General features: G+C 40.1%; 12 protein-coding genes and 2 pseudogenes. All 14 read right to left on the bottom strand.

Features of this window, described 5'->3' with window-relative positions; all coding sequences use genetic code 11:
- Window positions 1–13: 13 nt before the first annotated feature.
- Window positions 14–556 carry a T6SS immunity protein Tdi1 domain-containing protein gene (locus NGI26_RS07585; protein WP_251938406.1) on the bottom strand — a complete coding sequence of 181 codons (543 nt, stop codon included), beginning with the start codon at window positions 554–556 and terminating at the stop codon, window positions 14–16.
- Between the two features lie 368 nt (window positions 557–924).
- Window positions 925–1,488 (bottom strand): DUF6287 domain-containing protein, encoded by a 564-nt coding sequence (locus NGI26_RS07580; RefSeq protein ID WP_251938405.1) that lies wholly within the window; start codon window positions 1,486–1,488, stop codon window positions 925–927.
- Between the two features lie 187 nt (window positions 1,489–1,675).
- Complete coding sequence (gene queA, locus NGI26_RS07575) at window positions 1,676–2,713, bottom strand: tRNA preQ1(34) S-adenosylmethionine ribosyltransferase-isomerase QueA (RefSeq protein ID WP_251938403.1); 1,038 nt, start codon at window positions 2,711–2,713, stop codon at window positions 1,676–1,678.
- 28 nt (window positions 2,714–2,741) lie between these two features.
- On the bottom strand, window positions 2,742–3,650 hold the full coding sequence (locus NGI26_RS07570) for a LysR family transcriptional regulator (RefSeq protein ID WP_251938401.1): 909 nt from the start codon (window positions 3,648–3,650) through the stop codon (window positions 2,742–2,744).
- A 257-nt stretch (window positions 3,651–3,907) separates the two neighbouring features.
- Window positions 3,908–4,726, bottom strand: coding sequence for a hypothetical protein (locus NGI26_RS07565; RefSeq protein WP_251938399.1), 819 nt, complete (start codon window positions 4,724–4,726; stop codon window positions 3,908–3,910).
- Window positions 4,719–5,837, bottom strand: a complete 1,119-nt coding sequence (locus NGI26_RS07560) for an AAA family ATPase (RefSeq protein WP_251938397.1) — start codon at window positions 5,835–5,837, stop codon at window positions 4,719–4,721. The genes NGI26_RS07565 and NGI26_RS07560 overlap by 8 nt, the downstream gene beginning before the upstream one ends.
- Window positions 5,838–6,017: 180 nt before the next feature.
- Window positions 6,018–6,248 carry a GlsB/YeaQ/YmgE family stress response membrane protein gene (locus tag NGI26_RS07555; protein ID WP_251938395.1) on the bottom strand — a complete coding sequence of 77 codons (231 nt, stop codon included), beginning with the start codon at window positions 6,246–6,248 and terminating at the stop codon, window positions 6,018–6,020.
- A 9-nt stretch (window positions 6,249–6,257) separates the two neighbouring features.
- Complete coding sequence (locus tag NGI26_RS07550) at window positions 6,258–7,499, bottom strand: aminopeptidase (RefSeq protein WP_251938393.1); 1,242 nt, start codon at window positions 7,497–7,499, stop codon at window positions 6,258–6,260.
- Between the two features lie 23 nt (window positions 7,500–7,522).
- A complete protein-coding gene (locus NGI26_RS07545; RefSeq protein WP_251938391.1) occupies window positions 7,523–7,675 on the bottom strand; it encodes a hypothetical protein in 153 nt (50 codons plus the stop codon).
- Window positions 7,676–7,692: 17 nt separating this feature from the next.
- A complete protein-coding gene (locus NGI26_RS07540; protein WP_251938389.1) occupies window positions 7,693–12,087 on the bottom strand; it encodes a PolC-type DNA polymerase III in 4,395 nt (1,464 codons plus the stop codon).
- 145 nt (window positions 12,088–12,232) lie between these two features.
- On the bottom strand, window positions 12,233–13,828 hold the full coding sequence (locus NGI26_RS07535) for an LPXTG cell wall anchor domain-containing protein (protein ID WP_251938387.1): 1,596 nt from the start codon (window positions 13,826–13,828) through the stop codon (window positions 12,233–12,235).
- Between the two features lie 99 nt (window positions 13,829–13,927).
- Window positions 13,928–14,331: pseudogene (locus tag NGI26_RS07530) on the bottom strand (transposase); the annotation flags it as partial.
- Window positions 14,303–14,534: pseudogene (locus NGI26_RS09330) on the bottom strand (transposase); the annotation flags it as partial. The pseudogenes NGI26_RS09330 and NGI26_RS07530, both read right to left, overlap by 29 nt.
- A gap of 199 nt (window positions 14,535–14,733) precedes the next feature.
- Window positions 14,734–16,815 carry an elongation factor G gene (gene fusA / locus NGI26_RS07520; RefSeq protein ID WP_131200389.1) on the bottom strand — a complete coding sequence of 694 codons (2,082 nt, stop codon included), beginning with the start codon at window positions 16,813–16,815 and terminating at the stop codon, window positions 14,734–14,736.
- Window positions 16,816–16,866: the final 51 nt, after the last annotated feature.

Below are 16,866 nucleotides of genomic sequence, written 5' to 3'. Positions count from 1 at the left end.
TAGTTCTTTTTTATCAATCGTCAAACACTCCGCCTGTAAGCTGGTACATGAGGTAAATGTGTTCCAGGACTTTTACTTTATCCATATGCTCCACATCTTTAGAGCCTCCTAATGCCAGGAGTGGAACAAAACCGAAACATTCATCGTAGGCCAATTCACCATGTTTGGCAACAGCTTTTTTGTAGAGTGGAATATCGAAATAATCGTCTTTGAAATCTTCATCATCAACATACTCTATGAAACGATCCATACGCTTAATCATAATATCCAAATCCTGAATATTATATTGGACAATTCCCACATAGGCATTCTCTTCCCAAGTAATAATATCTCCAAATGCTGTCACGAACATAGGAAAAGCGACACCTCCTCTGAAATGACTATCTTGGAGAAATTCAAGATAGTCATCTGGATTGATGACTTTTAGATAACCATCTAAAAAGCTTCCCAGACCATCTTCCTGCCAAATTTGAACTAACTCAGCTGGAACTTGATCCTTGTATTTTTCAATAACTTCTTGGGGCATATCCGTCTCTTTTATAAAGTTTTTTAGCATATTTTCCTCCCATTTAGTCTCACTCTGATTTTTATTTATAACAACACTATATCTCCAGTATAGCATAATCATTAGGTATTATAGGTTTTCAAACCAAATGTGAGTCAATCGTTTTTGCCCCACTTTTGCCCCATTTTGAAATAATTATATTTAAAAATGCTCCAAGTATCTTCTAAAAATCACTTATACTTCAACATTTTTGATTATTTTCAATATGAAAGTCCTCTCCAAATCCATGCAGGGGCATATAAACAACAGGAAAAAGCCTTGATTTACAAGACTTTTTTGCTTGTCTATACCTACTTGATTTCAAAGTATTATCTAAAAAAGCGAATCTAACTAAAGACTCGCTTTTTTCTTTTTTATTCTTAGTTACGGTAAAAATGACTATCCTTGTCACTTGGTGATTGGCCGATAGACAAGACTTCTTGGCTACCATCTGTACCTGTCACTTCATTTTGAACTCCAGCTGGGGTGAAAATCAGCCGTGCACCTTGTCCACCTCCGACAAGATGGATACCTGTTAAGTAGTAGCCATCTTTTTCCTCTACTTGACCCATTTCATATGTAAAGGTCCCATTGGAACTTTGGATCGTTACAATTCCATCTGCTGTGACTGTTGCAGTTATTCCCGCGTAGTTTTCCCAAGTCCCTACAAACTTAGCGTAAGCCTCTTGTGATTTTTGCTTATCTTCCTTTTGTTCTGCTTGAGTGGTTGTAGTTTCTGTCGCACTATTTGTTTCTGACTTCTGCTCCTCTTTTTTGCCTGATTCCGTTTTACTTGCGGACTCTGTAGTTACCTTTCTTGTTGTCACCTTTTGGTTTGAAGATGACGTATTCTTGTCCGTCTTTCCACCACAAGCAGCTAATATAATAGCAGCCAACAAGGTCAGGACTGATAGACTCGTATAGCACAATGTTTTGTTTTTCATAAAAATCTCCTTTGAAATAGGCACCTATAAAAGTAGCTCGTCAGAGTTTACATCGTTTTTGACGAATAGCTCGTAGTCTTCAGTGTGTCATTTATTTGCTTTTAATTCAATAGCTATCATATATCGAAAAAAGGCTAATCCAAGTAGGAATTAGCCCTTCTATTTCTAGTTTTGATTTGCTCGTTTTTTAGTAGATAAACATGGCATCGCCAAAGCTAAAGAAACGGTATTTTTCATCGATAGCATGTTGGTAGGCTTGGAGGACCAATTCACGGCCTGCAAAGGCAGATACTAGCATGACCAAGGTAGACTTCGGCAAATGGAAATTAGTAGAAAAAGCATCCACCACCTTCCAATCATAGCCTGGCTTGATAAAGATATTAGTCCAGCCAGAGTCGGCCTGGATTTGGCCGTCAAACTTGCTTCCGATAGTCTCTAGTGTACGGATAGAGGTTGTCCCCACAGCAATGACACGGCCACCATTTTCTTTGACCTGACGCAAGGTCGCTGCTGCTTCCTCAGACAATTGATAAAACTCTGAGTGCATCTCGTGCTCATCCAAATTATCTACTGAAACAGGTCTAAAGGTCCCAAGTCCAACATGTAAGGTCAGGTAGACTAAGTGAACTCCTTTTTGCTGGATTTCTTCTAGTAATTCTTTGGTAAAATGCAGGCCTGCAGTTGGGGCGGCAGCTGATCCGCTTTCCTTGGCATAGACTGTCTGGTAACGTTCACGGTCATCCAATTTTTCATGAATATAAGGAGGCAAAGGCATTTCTCCAAGACTTTCAAGTACTTCTAAGAAAATCCCCTCATACTCAAAACGGACACTACGGCCACCATGGGTTAATTCCTCAGTCACAACTGCGCTTAGTCGTCCATCACCAAAGATAACACGCGCTCCGACCTTGAGACGTTTGGCAGGTTTTGCCAAGACTTCCCATTCGTCTCCAGCTGTATTTTTCAAAAGCAAGAGTTCAGCATGGCCTCCTGTTTCTTCTTTTTGACCATGAAGTCGAGCTGGCAAGACACGGGTATCATTCATAACCAGGGCATCACCTGGCTCTAGCATTTCGATAATGGAGTGAAAGTGGCGATCTTGAAATTCTCCTGTTTTGCGATTGACCATCAAGAGTTTAGAGGCATCGCGCTTTTCCAAAGGAGTCTGAGCAATCAATTCCTCTGGTAAGTGAAAATCAAAATCATTTGTATTTAATGTCGTCATTCTTCTTTTCTCTTCTCATTTATTCAAATTACTTATCAAAGCGAACTTCTTCAAGTAAATACTCGATGAAGCGTTCACCCATCTTAGACAAGCTAGTTTTCTCATGCTGGATATAAACCAGTTCAATGGGATCATCAATATCAAGTGGAATCGAAACGATATTGTCTCCATTGAGGTTACTATTAAGGATACCAGTCGCGATGGTATAGCCGTCCAAACCAATCAAGAGATTGAACAAGGTCGCACGGTCACTAACAACGATGGATTTCTTGTGGTGTTCTTGTGACAAAATCTCTTCTGAGAAATAGAAGGAATTATGGGTCCCTTGGTCATAACTCAAGTAAGGGAAGTCTTCTAGATCTGACAGCTGCACCTTGTCTTTTTTAGCAAGCGGGTTAGACTTGCTGACAAAGATATGGGGCTGTGCTGTAAAGAGATGGTGGGCAACCAGATGGTTGTCATCCAACATCTTTGAAAGAACGTCCCGGTTATAGCTATTTAAAAAGAGGACTCCAACTTCACTACGGAAGTTCTTGACGTCATCAATGATTTCCCAGGTTCTGGTTTCACGCAAAAAAAGCTCATACTTTTCCATATCGCTTTTCTTAAGCAAGGAAACAAAGGCGTTGACCACGAAGGCATAGTGCTGCGCAGACACACTAAAAAGCTCTCGATGAGCGATGGGGTTCTTATAGCGTTCTTCTAGAAGTTGAGTTTGTTCGACAACCTGACGGGCATAAGACAAAAACTCCATCCCATCACGTGTGAGGGTAATTCCTTTGGGATTGCGGATGAAAATCTCAATGCCCATCTCATTTTCTAGGTCACGAACTGCATTTGATAGACTAGGCTGAGTGATAAAAAGCTGTTTGGCAGCCTCATTCATCGAACCTGTCTCAACGATTTTGATAATATAGTGTAATTGTTGAATTCTCATGCTTTTATTGTACCATACTTGACGCAATATAAAAAGAACCAGTCACTGCATCTCCCATTATCCATTTTCCATGTTAAAAGAGGTCGAAACAGTTCCAACCTCTTTTTATTTTTTATTGTTAAACAAGCGTTTAAACGACTTATATTGGAAGAGTGATTCAAAAATAATAATAATTCTCTCTAACTTTTGGAAAGCACTTTAACATGTCTTTTATAACATATTTTTTCTTTACAAATCAGTAACAAATTCCAATCTCGCTATGAAATATCTTTTAATTTATATTGACATTCTTTTTCGAAATATTGATCTATCCCAAATATTTCAACTATAAAATGAGGAAATGCTGATAAAATGACAACTTTATCTTGCGGATTAATATACTTTGTAAATTGATTTGAAAATATAGCACTAGAATTCGCAATTTCATTTTTATTACCAACTAAAGACAATGAACAGTAAATAAAGTATTTAACTAGCTTTTCAATCTTCAACTCATCATAAATCGGATTATTATACTGACTCGAAGTTATATTTTTATATTTATCTTTAAAAGTTGTTCTACCTCTCTCTTTAACATCATAAATTTTAAATAGATGTAGCAAGACATCATATCTATCTATAAAATCATCATTAAAACATTTAATTGCTTCAAACATTGGATAACTAATTAATAACTTGCCTTTATCAGTTGATTCATTAAAAATGGACAAAAGTTCATTAATCTTCTTATAAACTAAATCATTCCGATCATTTTTCTTGTAATAGTAGTGCGCATCTAAGTCGAAAAAAAGAAAAATATCAGAAAACTTCTCGTAATCTTCTAATTTAGAATTATATTCTATTTTTTTTGATTTTAATATGTCTAGTAAAAGAGGAATAGTTTCAAATTCATCCTCTACCTGATTCTCAGAGATTTTTTTATATAAATCATATATTAATGTTCCATAACTCTGAACAATAATTGGAGTAACACTATTCCCATTTTTTCTCATACATTCTTGGTGATATTTGATAAATTGTTCCATATATTTTGGCTCATCTACCACACCTTCAACAATAAATAAAATATTACTCATTATCAAAACTACCTGCTCGATACATTTTTTCTATATTTTGTGCTTGACGAATTTCCCGACCTGAACGATCTGCTATATTAGCAATTTTATTATGCGAAATAGTAAAATAACTATCAGGTCTTAAAATTGCATTAGACATATTGGCTGTATTATGTGTAGTTAAAATAATTTGACTAGAAGATTCTTTAAGTTTTTTAATCAATTTTCTAGAAACTTCATGATGGAAATAAGAATCAAACTCATCTATAAATATAAAATTAATACCATCCACCATTTGCATATACCACATATAGAATAGAGATAAAGCAACAGTTCCCTTCGACATAATACTAAAAAAATTAGCCTCTCTTCCTGAAGGAAACTTCACAAATATATGTTTAGTATCATCGATTTCTTTTACAAATAAGTTATATTTGATACCCAAATCAGATAGAAATTCTTGATATTCTTTTATTTTATTTTTTTCAATAATTGTTGTTGCGATACCACCATTACCTGTTGTATATCCTTGATAATGATTCCCATATATTGAATCAAAAGATAACATTGAATCAACGAATTCTATAAATTTATTAAAAATATCATCCTTTGATTCTTCAACATTGTCTATACCTGTTGAATAAATATAAGCAAGTTTTACTAGTGATTGATCGCTTCGTAATTTATCAAAGTTAATTTCATTACCATTTTTTAAATTAATAGTCTTGATTTGTTCATCCTTATCATACAAGATAAGCAAATCACCGTCTATATATAATTCTTCATATAAAATGTCATCGTAACTTTTTTTACAATATTTATATTGGACAATATGATTACTAATGTTAAACGTATATTCAAACTCAGCAAACTTAGGCATAGTTTCTAAATTTAGGAAATGTTTTTTATAATCCTTACTATTTTTTTCATTATCTGTTAGATGAGTTATAATATCCATGATAGCTAAACCTAAGTTTGATTTGCCTGAAGCGTTATCTCCATATATAACCGCAGTAGAAAGAATATTGTTTTTTACAATACTATTATTAAACGAATAATTTCCAGCTGTTAAATCAAACTCAATTTGTGATGCAAAATTTTTAAAACCTTTTACCTTAAATTTTTGTAACATACTACCCTCCTTTAACCGTAAAAAAATTACGGTCAATTCAATTATACGATAAATATTCAGTCAATGCAAGAATAAGACATAATTCTTTAAAATAAAAACACCCCAAAATAGATTTTTTGGTCTAGCTTTTGGGGTGCAGTTCAACAGTTCCAACCTCTTTACTTGTTCTAGCAGTTAAACCTAGCTTCCTCTTTCCCAGAAGATGGCTAATAAAATCATGGCTCCAAGAACCGATGGGATAATAGCCGTATCAGCTAAGATAGGGCCCCAAGTTCCAAAAAGCATTTGACCCAGGAAAGCACCAATCCAACCCAGGAACATTTTCCCGAAGCATCCCATCCGTTCTCCACGATTGGTGATAGCTCCTGCTAATAGTCCGATCAAAAGACCGACAAACATACTTCCAAGCATAGTTTCTCCTTAAATTGCCCAATCTCCATTGCGGAAGAGTGGTACGCGTGTCCCATCCTCACGGATACCATCGATATCCATTTGGTTCGAACCGATCATAAAGTCAACGTGAACATCTGAACGATTAAGTCCTGCAGCTTCAAGCTCTTCTTCGCTCATCTCTGCTCCACCAACAACGCTCGTTGCATAGGCTGCACCAATAGCCAAGTGGTTTGAAGCATTTTCATCGAAAAGGGTGTTAAAGAAGGTAATCCCTGACTGAGAAATTGGGCTTGGGTCTGGTACCAAGGCACATTCACCCAAGGCACGCGCACCAGCATTCTTAAAGACAAGGTTCTTCATAACTTGGTCACCCTTTTCAGCTGTGATATCAACGATTTGACCATTTTCAAAGGTCACTTTGATCCCTTCGATGATGTTTCCGTTGTAGCTAAGCGGCTTTGTAGAAGTGACATAACCATCTGCGCGACGGAAATCAGGAGCTGTAAAGACTTCTTCTGTTGGCATATTTGGCAAGAAACCTTCGCCTTGAGCATTGATAGCACCAGCTGATTCCCAAACGTGGTTCTTCGGCAATCCAAGTGTCAAGTCTGTTCCAGGCGCTGTGTAGTGAAGTGCTGAGAATTGCTCTTTGTTGAGCATTTCCGCCTTGCTCTTCAAGATAGCTGCATGTTCTTCCCAAGCATTAACTGGGTCTTCTTCGTAGACACGGCAAGTCTTGAAGATTTGGTCCCAAAGGAGGTCCACTGCTTCTTCGTCACTTGCAGCATTTGGAAAGACCTTCTTAGCCCACTCGAGTCCAGCTGCTGCTGCTACAGTCCAGCTAACCTTGTTAGATTGAGTTGCGATACGCATTGGCTTCATCGCAATTCCCATAGCTTTAGCAGAAGCTGAAAGCTTTTCAGCATCCACTCCGTTCAAGGCACCTGGGTCAGAAGAACGAACACCGAGACGACTTGCTTTGTTTTCAAGAAGGTAGTTCATCTCAGCGATCTTGTATTCTGGCACATTGTCCAAACGCTCCATTGGCGCGTGGAGGAATTTTTCACGGTTTACAAAGTCATCTGCCCATTGGACGATCACTTCGTGTGCCCCAAGTGCATAGGCTTCTTTGACGATTAAGTGAGCCAACTCGCGTTGCTCCACATCGATAGAGAGAGCCAAGGTATGACCAGGCTGCACGTTCACACCGTTTGCAACCAAAAGCTTAGCGTATTTTTCTAGATTTTCTTTAAAATTTGGTAAAACCATCTTGTTTCTCTTTTCTATATTTTTTAGTCTTTATTCAAAGCAGAGAGTAGCCCTGCCAGTGCAATCGCACCCGACAAGAGTGCAGTTGATAGAAGAATGGTCTGATCAGCAAGGTCTAATTGATACTCAAACACCTTCTCAGCCGGTTTATCTTCCGCGAAAATTCTTAGTTTCATTTTTCCCCTCCAAGAGATTAAAATAAATCATCAAACAGGCTGAGTTGGTTATCCTCTGGCATATTGCCCAGAATTCCCATTTCATCCATCTTTTCAACCAAGGTTGATGAGAGTCCTCCACGCTTGCGCAATTCAGTTTTAGAGAGGAATTCTCCTTCTTGGCGCGCGCGCACCAATTGCTTGGCAACGTTCTCTCCCAGACCATCCATCGCGACAAACGGTGGGATAAGAGTATCTCCATCAATGATGAATTCAGTCGCATCACTACGATAGAGGTCCAGTTTCCCAAATTTGAAACCACGTTCCCACATCTCATTGACGATTTCAAGTGTTGTATAGAGGTCAATTTCTACGTTGGAAGCTTCATTGTTCTTACGTTTTTCAGCAATTTCTTGCATCTTGCGTTTGATAGCGTCCAAGCCTGCCCCCATAGTTTTGATATCAAAGGCCTTAGCACGGATTGAGAAGTAAGCACAATAATAATAAATCGGATGGTGAACCTTAAAGTAGGCCACGCGAAGGGCCATCATAACGTAGGCTGCCGCATGGGCTTTAGGGAACATGTACTTGATTTTTCCACAAGATTCGATATACCACTCAGGCACATTATTGGCCTTCATGGCTTCGATATAACCATTGCGTTCTTCTTCTGATATTTTGAGCCACAATCCCTTACGCACGCGCTCCATGATGGTAAAGGCCATCTTCGGATCTAAACCAGCATGCATGAGGTAAACCATGATGTCATCCCGACATCCGATAACGGTTGATAGGTCCGCAATTCCAGCTTTAATCAAGTCTTGGGCATTTCCCAACCATACGTCGGTACCGTGAGACAGACCTGAAAGCTGGAGCAACTCCGCAAAGGTTGTCGGATGGGTTTCATCAACCATGCCACGAACAAAGTTGGTTCCAAACTCTGGAATTCCAAGCATACCAGTTGAAGTCCCGATTTGCTCAGGCGTCACTCCTAGGATATCTGTACCTGAAAAGAGAGCCATCACGCCTTCATCATCCATAGGAATTTCATTTGGGTCAATACCAGACAAGTCCTGAAGTTTCCGAATCATGGTCGGATCATCATGTCCTAGAACATCAAGCTTGAGGACGTTCTCGTCGATATCGTGGAAGTTAAAGTGAGTCGTTTGCCATTCGGCAGTGACATCATCGGCAGGATATTGCACAGGAGTAAAGTCATAGACATCCATATAATTAGGGATAACAACGATTCCTCCTGGGTGCTGACCAGTCGTACGTTTAACACCGGCAGCTCCTTGAGCAAGACGCTCCACTTCGGCTTCTCGGTAGAATTTGCCATAGTCACGCTCGTAACCCTTGACAAATCCATAGGCTGTCTTAGCAGCCACCGTACCTACCGTTCCTGCACGGAAGGCATATTCTTCCCCAAAGATATCGCGGACGTCCAAGTGGGCGCTAGGCTGGTCTTCACCTGAGAAGTTCAAATCGATATCAGGTACCTTATCCCCATCAAAACCAAGGAAGGTCTCGAAAGGAATATCCTGTCCATTTTTGCTGAGTTTGTAGCCACAGTTTGGACAGTCTTTATTTGGCATATCAAAACCTGAACCGTAAGAACCATCGGTAATAAACTCACTGTACTGACACTGACCACAGACATAGTGAGGAGAGAGAGGATTTACCTCGGTAATCCCAATCATGGTCGCAACAAAACTAGATCCAACAGACCCACGGGAACCAACCAAGTAGCCTCGTTCGTTTGAACGGTGCACTAGCATTTGCGAAGCCAGATAAATCACGGCGAATCCATTCCCCAGAATAGAGGTTAGTTCTTTTTCAATTCGTAAATCAACGATATCTGGGAGTGGATTTCCATAGATTTCAAAAGCTTTTTTATAGGTTAACTCGGCGACCGTTTCCTCGGCTTGATCAATGAATGGTGTATACAAGTCGCCTTTAACGACCTCAACAGGCTCAAAAATTTCTGCCATAGCGTTAGTATTTTCAATGACAATCTTGCGAGCCAAGTCTTCCCCTAGAAAAGCAAATTCGTCCAACATTTCATTGGTCGTTCTAAAATGTGCCTTGGGTAGCGGAGCTGGTTGGGCAGCTTCTCCATGACCGATAGTCCGGTTAATCATAGCTCCCTGACCTATACTTCGCACGATGATCTCCCGATAAATCTCATCCTCAGGTTCGATATAGTGGACGTTTCCTGTCGCAAGAACTGGCTTACCGAGACGGGCTCCGACCTCAATCAAGCTCTTGATGATGGTCTGAAGCTCCTCCATATCCTTGACCTGCTCTTTGGCAATCAGAGGTGCATAGATAGCCGGAGGCATCACCTCGATAAAATCATAGTATTTAGCTACTTCGACTGCCGCATCTACACCCTGTGATACGACTGCATCAAAGACTTCCCCTTCCGTACAGGCTGAACCTAAGATCAAACCTTCTCGATGGGCATCCAGCACCGTACGTGGAATCCGTGGAACCCCTTCAAAATACTGGGTATTTGAGAGAGACACCAGCTTAAAGATATTTTTCAAGCCCACTTGATTTTTTACATAGATTGTCGCATGCTTGACACGAGCTTTCTTATAAGAATCCGGACTGATTAAATCAAGGTTTAATCGTGCTAAGTCTGTCACACCGTGTTTTTCTGCTACTTCTTTGATAAAGATAAAGAGCAGACGGCCAGTTGCTTCCGCATCATAGTTGGCCATGTGGTGGTGTTCTAGAGCTACACCAAAACGTTTAGTCAAGGGTCCCAAACCATGTCGCTTGTACTCTGGATAGAGATTTCTAGCGAACTCTAGCGTATCGATGACAGGTTGAGTAATTTTTGGAAGACCGTGACGCTCGTAGTTTGCATTCATAAAGCCAACGTCAAAGGTCGCATTATGGGCTACAAGAACGGTATCTTTACAGAATTCTTGGAATTCTTTCAGAACTTGAACCAAGGGTTTAGCATTTTTTACATGGTCATCGGTAATTCCAGTCAATTCCGTTGTAAAGGCTGATAAGGGATGCCCTGGATTGATAAATTCATCAAACTCAGCAATGATATTCCCCTTATACATCTTGGATGCCGCAACCTGAATCAAGTCATTATAGATGGCTGAAAGACCTGTCGTTTCCACATCAAAGACTACATAAGTCGCTTCAGAAAGGTTCATCTCAATTTCGTTATAGACGATAGGAACACGGTCTTCAACGATATTGGCTTCCATTCCATAAATGAGCTGAATACCAGCTTTCTTGGCAGCCTTATAGCCGTGAGGAAAGGACTGAACATTTCCATGGTCTGTGATTGCCACTGCTTTGTGGCCCCATTTGGCTGCTGTTCCAACAATTTCTTCGACCTCAGGAAGAGCATCCATCGTCGACATATTGGTATGGGCATGAAACTCAACACGACGCTCGCCTTCTGGCATCAAATCCTTACGTTCATAGTGAACTACTTCCTGCACATCTTGTACATTCATGGTCAAATCTCGTGTGAAATTATTGACCTCGACATTTCCACGAACACGGAGCCATGAATTTTTCTTGATGATATCAAACTTCTGAGCTTCCTCTTCATTTTTGACCCATTTTTGCATAGAGAAACTAGACGTATAGTCCGTCATCTTGAAGTTAATCAAGACACGACCCGTTCTAGTCACCTTATGCTCCACATCAAAGACAACTCCTTCAAAAACCAGACGATTTTCTTCGGTATTGACCTCGATCATCGGAGTAATCTCTGCCTTGTCAAGTTTAGGCTTAGCAGCAACCTTCTTGGCTTGAAAATCAAAGACAGGTTTGTCCTCAACTGGAGGAGGAGGCGCCATCTGTTCTAACTGTTCCATAGCTCGAAGAGTCTCATCATTGGCAGCCTGAACAATCATTTGATTCTCTGTATGGAAGGCTTCTTGTTCTTCCTTGGTCAGGTCCTCATTTTTCTCTAAGTGACACGTAAACTTAGGAAAACCAAAAAGTTCCAGTTGTTTGCTAAGATTTGGCAGATGATTTTTTCTGAAATGCTCTGTATCTGCTGCTTCAGAGGCCTCAATAATCAACTGATCATTTTCAAATCGAACCTGAAAATCCTGATACATGGTCCGAAAGCCTTGACTAGAACAAGGGCCATCTGAAAAAGCCTCCCGATAGTAGGCCTGTAGAAGCTCTCTTGAAAAATCTTGATATTTCGTTTTAATCTCGAAAGTCGCTTGGTTTCCCGTTTTTGAAAATTCTTCTTTCAATCCCTTCTTCAACGCTAAAAAGAGTTCAAAGGGGAGGATATTTTCAAATACAAAACGAAACTCCCAAATGTTACTTTGTTTGTGTACAATAACTTGTTCAATTTCAGCCTGGGAGAAGGCCTCATGATTTCTCATTTCAGCCGGAATTCCCAACTGATTCATTAAAATTTCAAAAGTGGTTGACATCCATTTTCCTCACAATATACTCCTTCTATTTTACCATATTTGAGGTAATTTTAGCTATTTCTACCAAAGAGCCAATATAAAAATGGAGAGGACAACGATTGTCCTCTCCAGATGTTAGCTTTTATTCAACTTTTTTTAATAAACACTAGTTTCTTTTCTTCTTGAAAGAGAATTTAAGGAGCGTCATCATTCCTAGTAATACTGCTCCAACTGAGCCTAAAAGACTACTATTTTCTCCTGTTTTTGGTAAAGCTTTTTCTTTATCTTCAGTCTTTTCTATTTCTTTCTTAGATGGACCAGACTTCACATCTTCAATTTTTTTCGGCTCCTCAGACAGACTCCTAGAATCCTTATTCTTACCATTATCCTGAGGTTTCAGGTTTAGTTCCGGTTGTGGTGCCGGATTCGGCTGTGGTGTAGAATCTGGTTGCGGTGCAGGATTCGGCTGTGGTGCTGGATCTGGTTGAGGTACAGGATTAGGCTGCGGTGCTGGGTTCGGCTGTGGTGCTGGATCTGGCTGTGGATTTGGTTTCTCAGTATTTTGAGATTGATAAACAACCCCATAATTTGAGAAGTGAGAAACTTTGAAATGAACATATTTTCCATCAGCACTCAATTCAAACGGCAGTTCCTCAACTGCTCCCGTTTCTGGTAAGAAGTAGATTACTTTTTCTACTTTACGATTAGGATCCACAGGAATCGTTACAGTTGCTTCTCCTGAAATTTGTACAAAACTACCATCTGCCTTTTGAGTCTTAACATCGTAAAGTTCAACATTTTTGGCTGGAAGTTCTGCTGGGAGTTTAGCCAGAATAGTGGTATCTAAAACCTTGTCCGCTATGATCTTATCAACCGTGGCAACATCTGCTCCTGTTAGAGAAACAGAAACATTCGTTGTAGGAGAAACAAGTGTCTCCTTTGGGTGAGATTTGTAGTATACACTTGCTGCTACTATCCCTACAGCAGTATCAAACACTTCATACTTCAACAAGGTTCCATAGGCAGGATTTGCAAGGTCTTTAGGGTCAAAACGTTTCCCAAGGGGAAGGCTATAAGTTCTTGTCAACCCCCACTGTCCTTTCCTATTCTGCTCATCCCAATCTATAAGATGATATACCCTCACGGTTGTATCATGCTTTATCTTACTAGCATAGATATCTGGGCTGGTCGAGTCTGTAGGGTTTGGAACCTCCCTGATAATTTCTTGGAAGGTGATAATATACTCCTTTTGGATTTGCTCAGAGCCGTCATTGGTAATGGTTCTGCCGATATTCTTAAGGTTTTCCTTATAATCATAGCCTTCTTTATAATCATCAAGCTCAAAATCCTTATAGGTATTGGCCTTTAAGGTGTAGCTTTCTCCCGGCTTGAGAGTGATTGTTTTTCGGGACAATTCAGCATCCCCTCGACCACCAGCTTGGAAAAAGTGATATACTTCAACTACATCAAAGGTAACTGTTTGCAAAGCTGGTTTCTCTCCCTCAACCGTCTTCTTTTCTTTATCTGGTAGTTGATTAGAAGTTTCCTTAGTAGAGTCCGTATTCTTTTCTGCTGTTTGCTCCTTTTCCTTAGCTTCTGGGGTATCAACTAGGGTTTTTGGTGTTTCTGCTACCGTTTCCTCTGCCTGTGCAAGGCTTGCTCCAGCCAGACCAACCGTCACAGTTGCTAGACCAAGCAAAGCAAGTTTCTCCAACTTGATAGCCTTTTTTCGATCATGTTTATAACGTTTTATTCTTGACATCTTATCACTCCTAATTTACTTTGTAATATATCTCCTATATTATACCCCCCCCGAATCCCTTTGTCAAGCCTTTTTCAACACTTTTTAGAATTTTTATATTCAATTGAAACAAGAATAAGATAAAAGAGCCTCGGAAAAAGTATTGCAATTGGTAATACCTTTTTGAGATGCTTTTTAATATGAGCCCATTTCTTCTCAATAGGATTGTACTCAGGTGAGTAGGGAGGAAGAGGTAAAAGTTCATGCCCAAATTCTTCACATAAGAGCTCTAGCTTACCCATTCTATGGAATCTTGCATTATCCATAATAATAACTGATGGCGTGTTTAATGTTGGTAAGAGAAACTTCTGAAACCAAGCTTCAAAAAAGTCGCTCGTCATCGTCTCTTCGTAAGTCATTGGAGCGATTAACTTGCCATTTATTAGCCCAGCAACCAATGAAATCCTCTGATATCTTCTTCAAGATACTTCACCTCTTATTAACTGACCTTTCAGAGAAAATCCCTTGTGAATAGGCAAACAAAAGAGTAGATAAAAGCATTTTAGGGTGATAAGACGGCGACTAAAGGCGTGATAGAAGGCGTGGACGTGTCGTTCCTCCAAGGTATTCACCACTTTTTCAATAGTAAAACGAGATGATCTTGCGGCAAGAATGAACTGATTTCTAATGATAAAGTTGTTTGATTTTTGTTATAGTGAATATACATGGAATAGCTTTTCTAAATAGTTTATTGTGAAATTATATTTTACAAAGACTATCGCAAATATGCAAAAAGCAACGGCAAAAACCATTGCTTTTTTTGGGAGACAAGGGACTATTGTCCTAGACTCAGATGTTAGCTTTTATTCAACCCACAACAGCTGAAAAAGAAGCCACAAAGTGACTTCTTTTATAGTGGCGACAAATTAGTCTTCACCTTTGTTTTTCTTAATGATTTCTTCTTGTACTGACTTAGGTACATCTTCGTAGTGGTCGAATACCATCATGAATGTACCACGTCCTTGAGATGCAGAACGAAGAACTGTTGCGTAACCAAACATTTCAGCAAGTGGAACGTAAGCACGAACGATTTGGCTGTTACCGTGAGCTTCCATACCATCTACACGTCCACGACGAGCAGTTACGTGACCCATAACATCACCAAGGTTTTCTTCTGGAACAGTGATTGTTACAAGCATCATTGGCTCAAGGATAGCTGGTTGTGCAGTCTTCGCAGCTTCTTTAAGGGCAAGTGAAGCCGCGATCTTGAAGGCAGTTTCTGATGAGTCGACATCGTGGTATGAACCATCGTAAAGCTTAGCTTTCACGTCAACCATTGGGTAACCTGCAAGAACACCGTTAGCCATAGATTCTACCAAACCTTTTTCAACCGCTGGGATAAATTCACGAGGAACCACACCACCGACGATTGCGTTTTCGAATTCGAATCCTTTACCTTCTTCGTTTGGAGTAAATTCAATCCATACATCACCGAATTGACCTTTACCACCAGACTGACGTTTGAAGAATCCACGTGCTTGAGTAGAAGCGCGGAATGTTTCACGGTAAGATACTTGAGGAGCACCTACGTTCGCTTCAACTTTGAACTCACGGCGCATACGGTCAACAAGGACGTCAAGGTGAAGTTCACCCATACCAGAGATAACTGTTTCACCAGTTTCAACGTTTGTTTCAACGCGGAATGTTGGATCTTCTTCAGCCAATTTTTGAAGGGCGATACCCATCTTGTCTTGGTCAGCTTTAGATTTTGGCTCAACCATCAATTGGATAACTGGTTCTGGAACGTTGATTGACTCAAGGATGATTTTAGCTTTTTCATCTGTCAATGAGTCACCAGTTGTAGTATCTTTCAAACCAACGGCAGCAGCGATATCACCTGAGTAAACAGTGTCGATTTCTTGACGGCTGTTAGCGTGCATTTGAAGGATACGTCCGATACGTTCACGTTTACCTTTAGAAGTGTTCAATACGTAAGAACCTGATTGAAGAACACCTGAGTAAACACGGAAGAATGTCAAACGACCTACGAATGGGTCAGTCATGATCTTGAAGGCAAGAGCTGCAAATGGCTCTTCATCAGATGCAGGACGAGTTTCTTCTTCATCTGTATCTGGGTTGATACCTTTGATCGCTGGGATGTCAAGTGGGCTTGGAAGATAGTCGATAACCGCATCAAGCATCAATTGAACACCCTTGTTCTTGAAGGCTGAACCACACAATACTGGGAAGAATTCAACGTTGATAGTCGCTTTACGGATAGCAGCTTTCAATTCTTCGTTAGTGATTTCTTCACCTTCAAGGTATTTCATCATCAAGTCTTCATCAGTTTCAGCAACTGCTTCCACCAATTTTTCACGGTACTCTTGAGCTTGGTCAAGGTATTCAGCTGGGATGTCTTCTTCAAGGATATCTGTACCAAGGTCGTTCGTATAGATTTCAGCTTTCATCTTGATCAAGTCGATGATACCACGGAAGTCATCTTCAGCACCGATTGGCAATTGGATTGGGTGTGCGTTTGCTTGAAGACGATCGTGAAGTGTGCTTACTGAGTAAAGGAAGTCAGCACCGATTTTGTCCATTTTGTTGGCAAATACGATACGTGGAACTCCGTACTCAGTTGCTTGACGCCAAACTGTTTCAGTTTGAGGCTCAACACCTGATTGTGAGTCAAGAACGGTAACTGCACCATCCAATACACGAAGAGAACGCTGTACTTCGATTGTGAAGTCCACGTGTCCTGGTGTATCGATGATGTTTACGCGGTGGTTGTTCCATTGAGCTGTTGTCGCAGCAGATGTGATAGTGATACCACGTTCTTGCTCTTGCTCCATCCAGTCCATTTGTGACGCACCTTCGTGAGTTTCACCGATTTTGTGGATTTTACCAGTGTAGTAAAGAATACGCTCAGTAGTTGTTGTTTTACCAGCATCGACGTGAGCCATGATACCGATATTACGAGTTTTTTCAAGTGAAAATTCGCGTGCCATGAGGTTTGTTTCTCCTATTTATTTTAATTTCTATTCTATTATAACACGATT

This window comes from Streptococcus sp. Marseille-Q0941 (assembly GCF_943736975.1).
Classification (GTDB): Bacteria; Bacillota; Bacilli; order Lactobacillales; family Streptococcaceae; genus Streptococcus.
This window is presented reverse-complemented; position numbering and strand designations above follow the sequence as displayed.

Bases quoted from the DNA above. Each gene is read 5' to 3' on its own strand.
- NGI26_RS07585 (WP_251938406.1), bottom strand. From the start codon at position 556: ATGCTAAAAAACTTTATAAAAGAGACGGATATGCCCCAAGAAGTTATT.
- NGI26_RS07580 (WP_251938405.1), bottom strand. From the start codon at position 1,488: ATGAAAAACAAAACATTGTGCTATACGAGTCTATCAGTCCTGACCTTG.
- queA (WP_251938403.1), bottom strand. From the start codon at position 2,713: ATGACGACATTAAATACAAATGATTTTGATTTTCACTTACCAGAGGAA.
- NGI26_RS07570 (WP_251938401.1), bottom strand. From the start codon at position 3,650: ATGAGAATTCAACAATTACACTATATTATCAAAATCGTTGAGACAGGT.
- NGI26_RS07565 (WP_251938399.1), bottom strand. From the start codon at position 4,726: ATGAGTAATATTTTATTTATTGTTGAAGGTGTGGTAGATGAGCCAAAA.
- NGI26_RS07560 (WP_251938397.1), bottom strand. From the start codon at position 5,837: ATGTTACAAAAATTTAAGGTAAAAGGTTTTAAAAATTTTGCATCACAA.
- NGI26_RS07555 (WP_251938395.1), bottom strand. From the start codon at position 6,248: ATGCTTGGAAGTATGTTTGTCGGTCTTTTGATCGGACTATTAGCAGGA.
- NGI26_RS07550 (WP_251938393.1), bottom strand. From the start codon at position 7,499: ATGGTTTTACCAAATTTTAAAGAAAATCTAGAAAAATACGCTAAGCTT.
- NGI26_RS07545 (WP_251938391.1), bottom strand. From the start codon at position 7,675: ATGAAACTAAGAATTTTCGCGGAAGATAAACCGGCTGAGAAGGTGTTT.
- NGI26_RS07540 (WP_251938389.1), bottom strand. From the start codon at position 12,087: ATGTCAACCACTTTTGAAATTTTAATGAATCAGTTGGGAATTCCGGCT.
- NGI26_RS07535 (WP_251938387.1), bottom strand. From the start codon at position 13,828: ATGTCAAGAATAAAACGTTATAAACATGATCGAAAAAAGGCTATCAAG.
- fusA (WP_131200389.1), bottom strand. From the start codon at position 16,815: ATGGCACGCGAATTTTCACTTGAAAAAACTCGTAATATCGGTATCATG.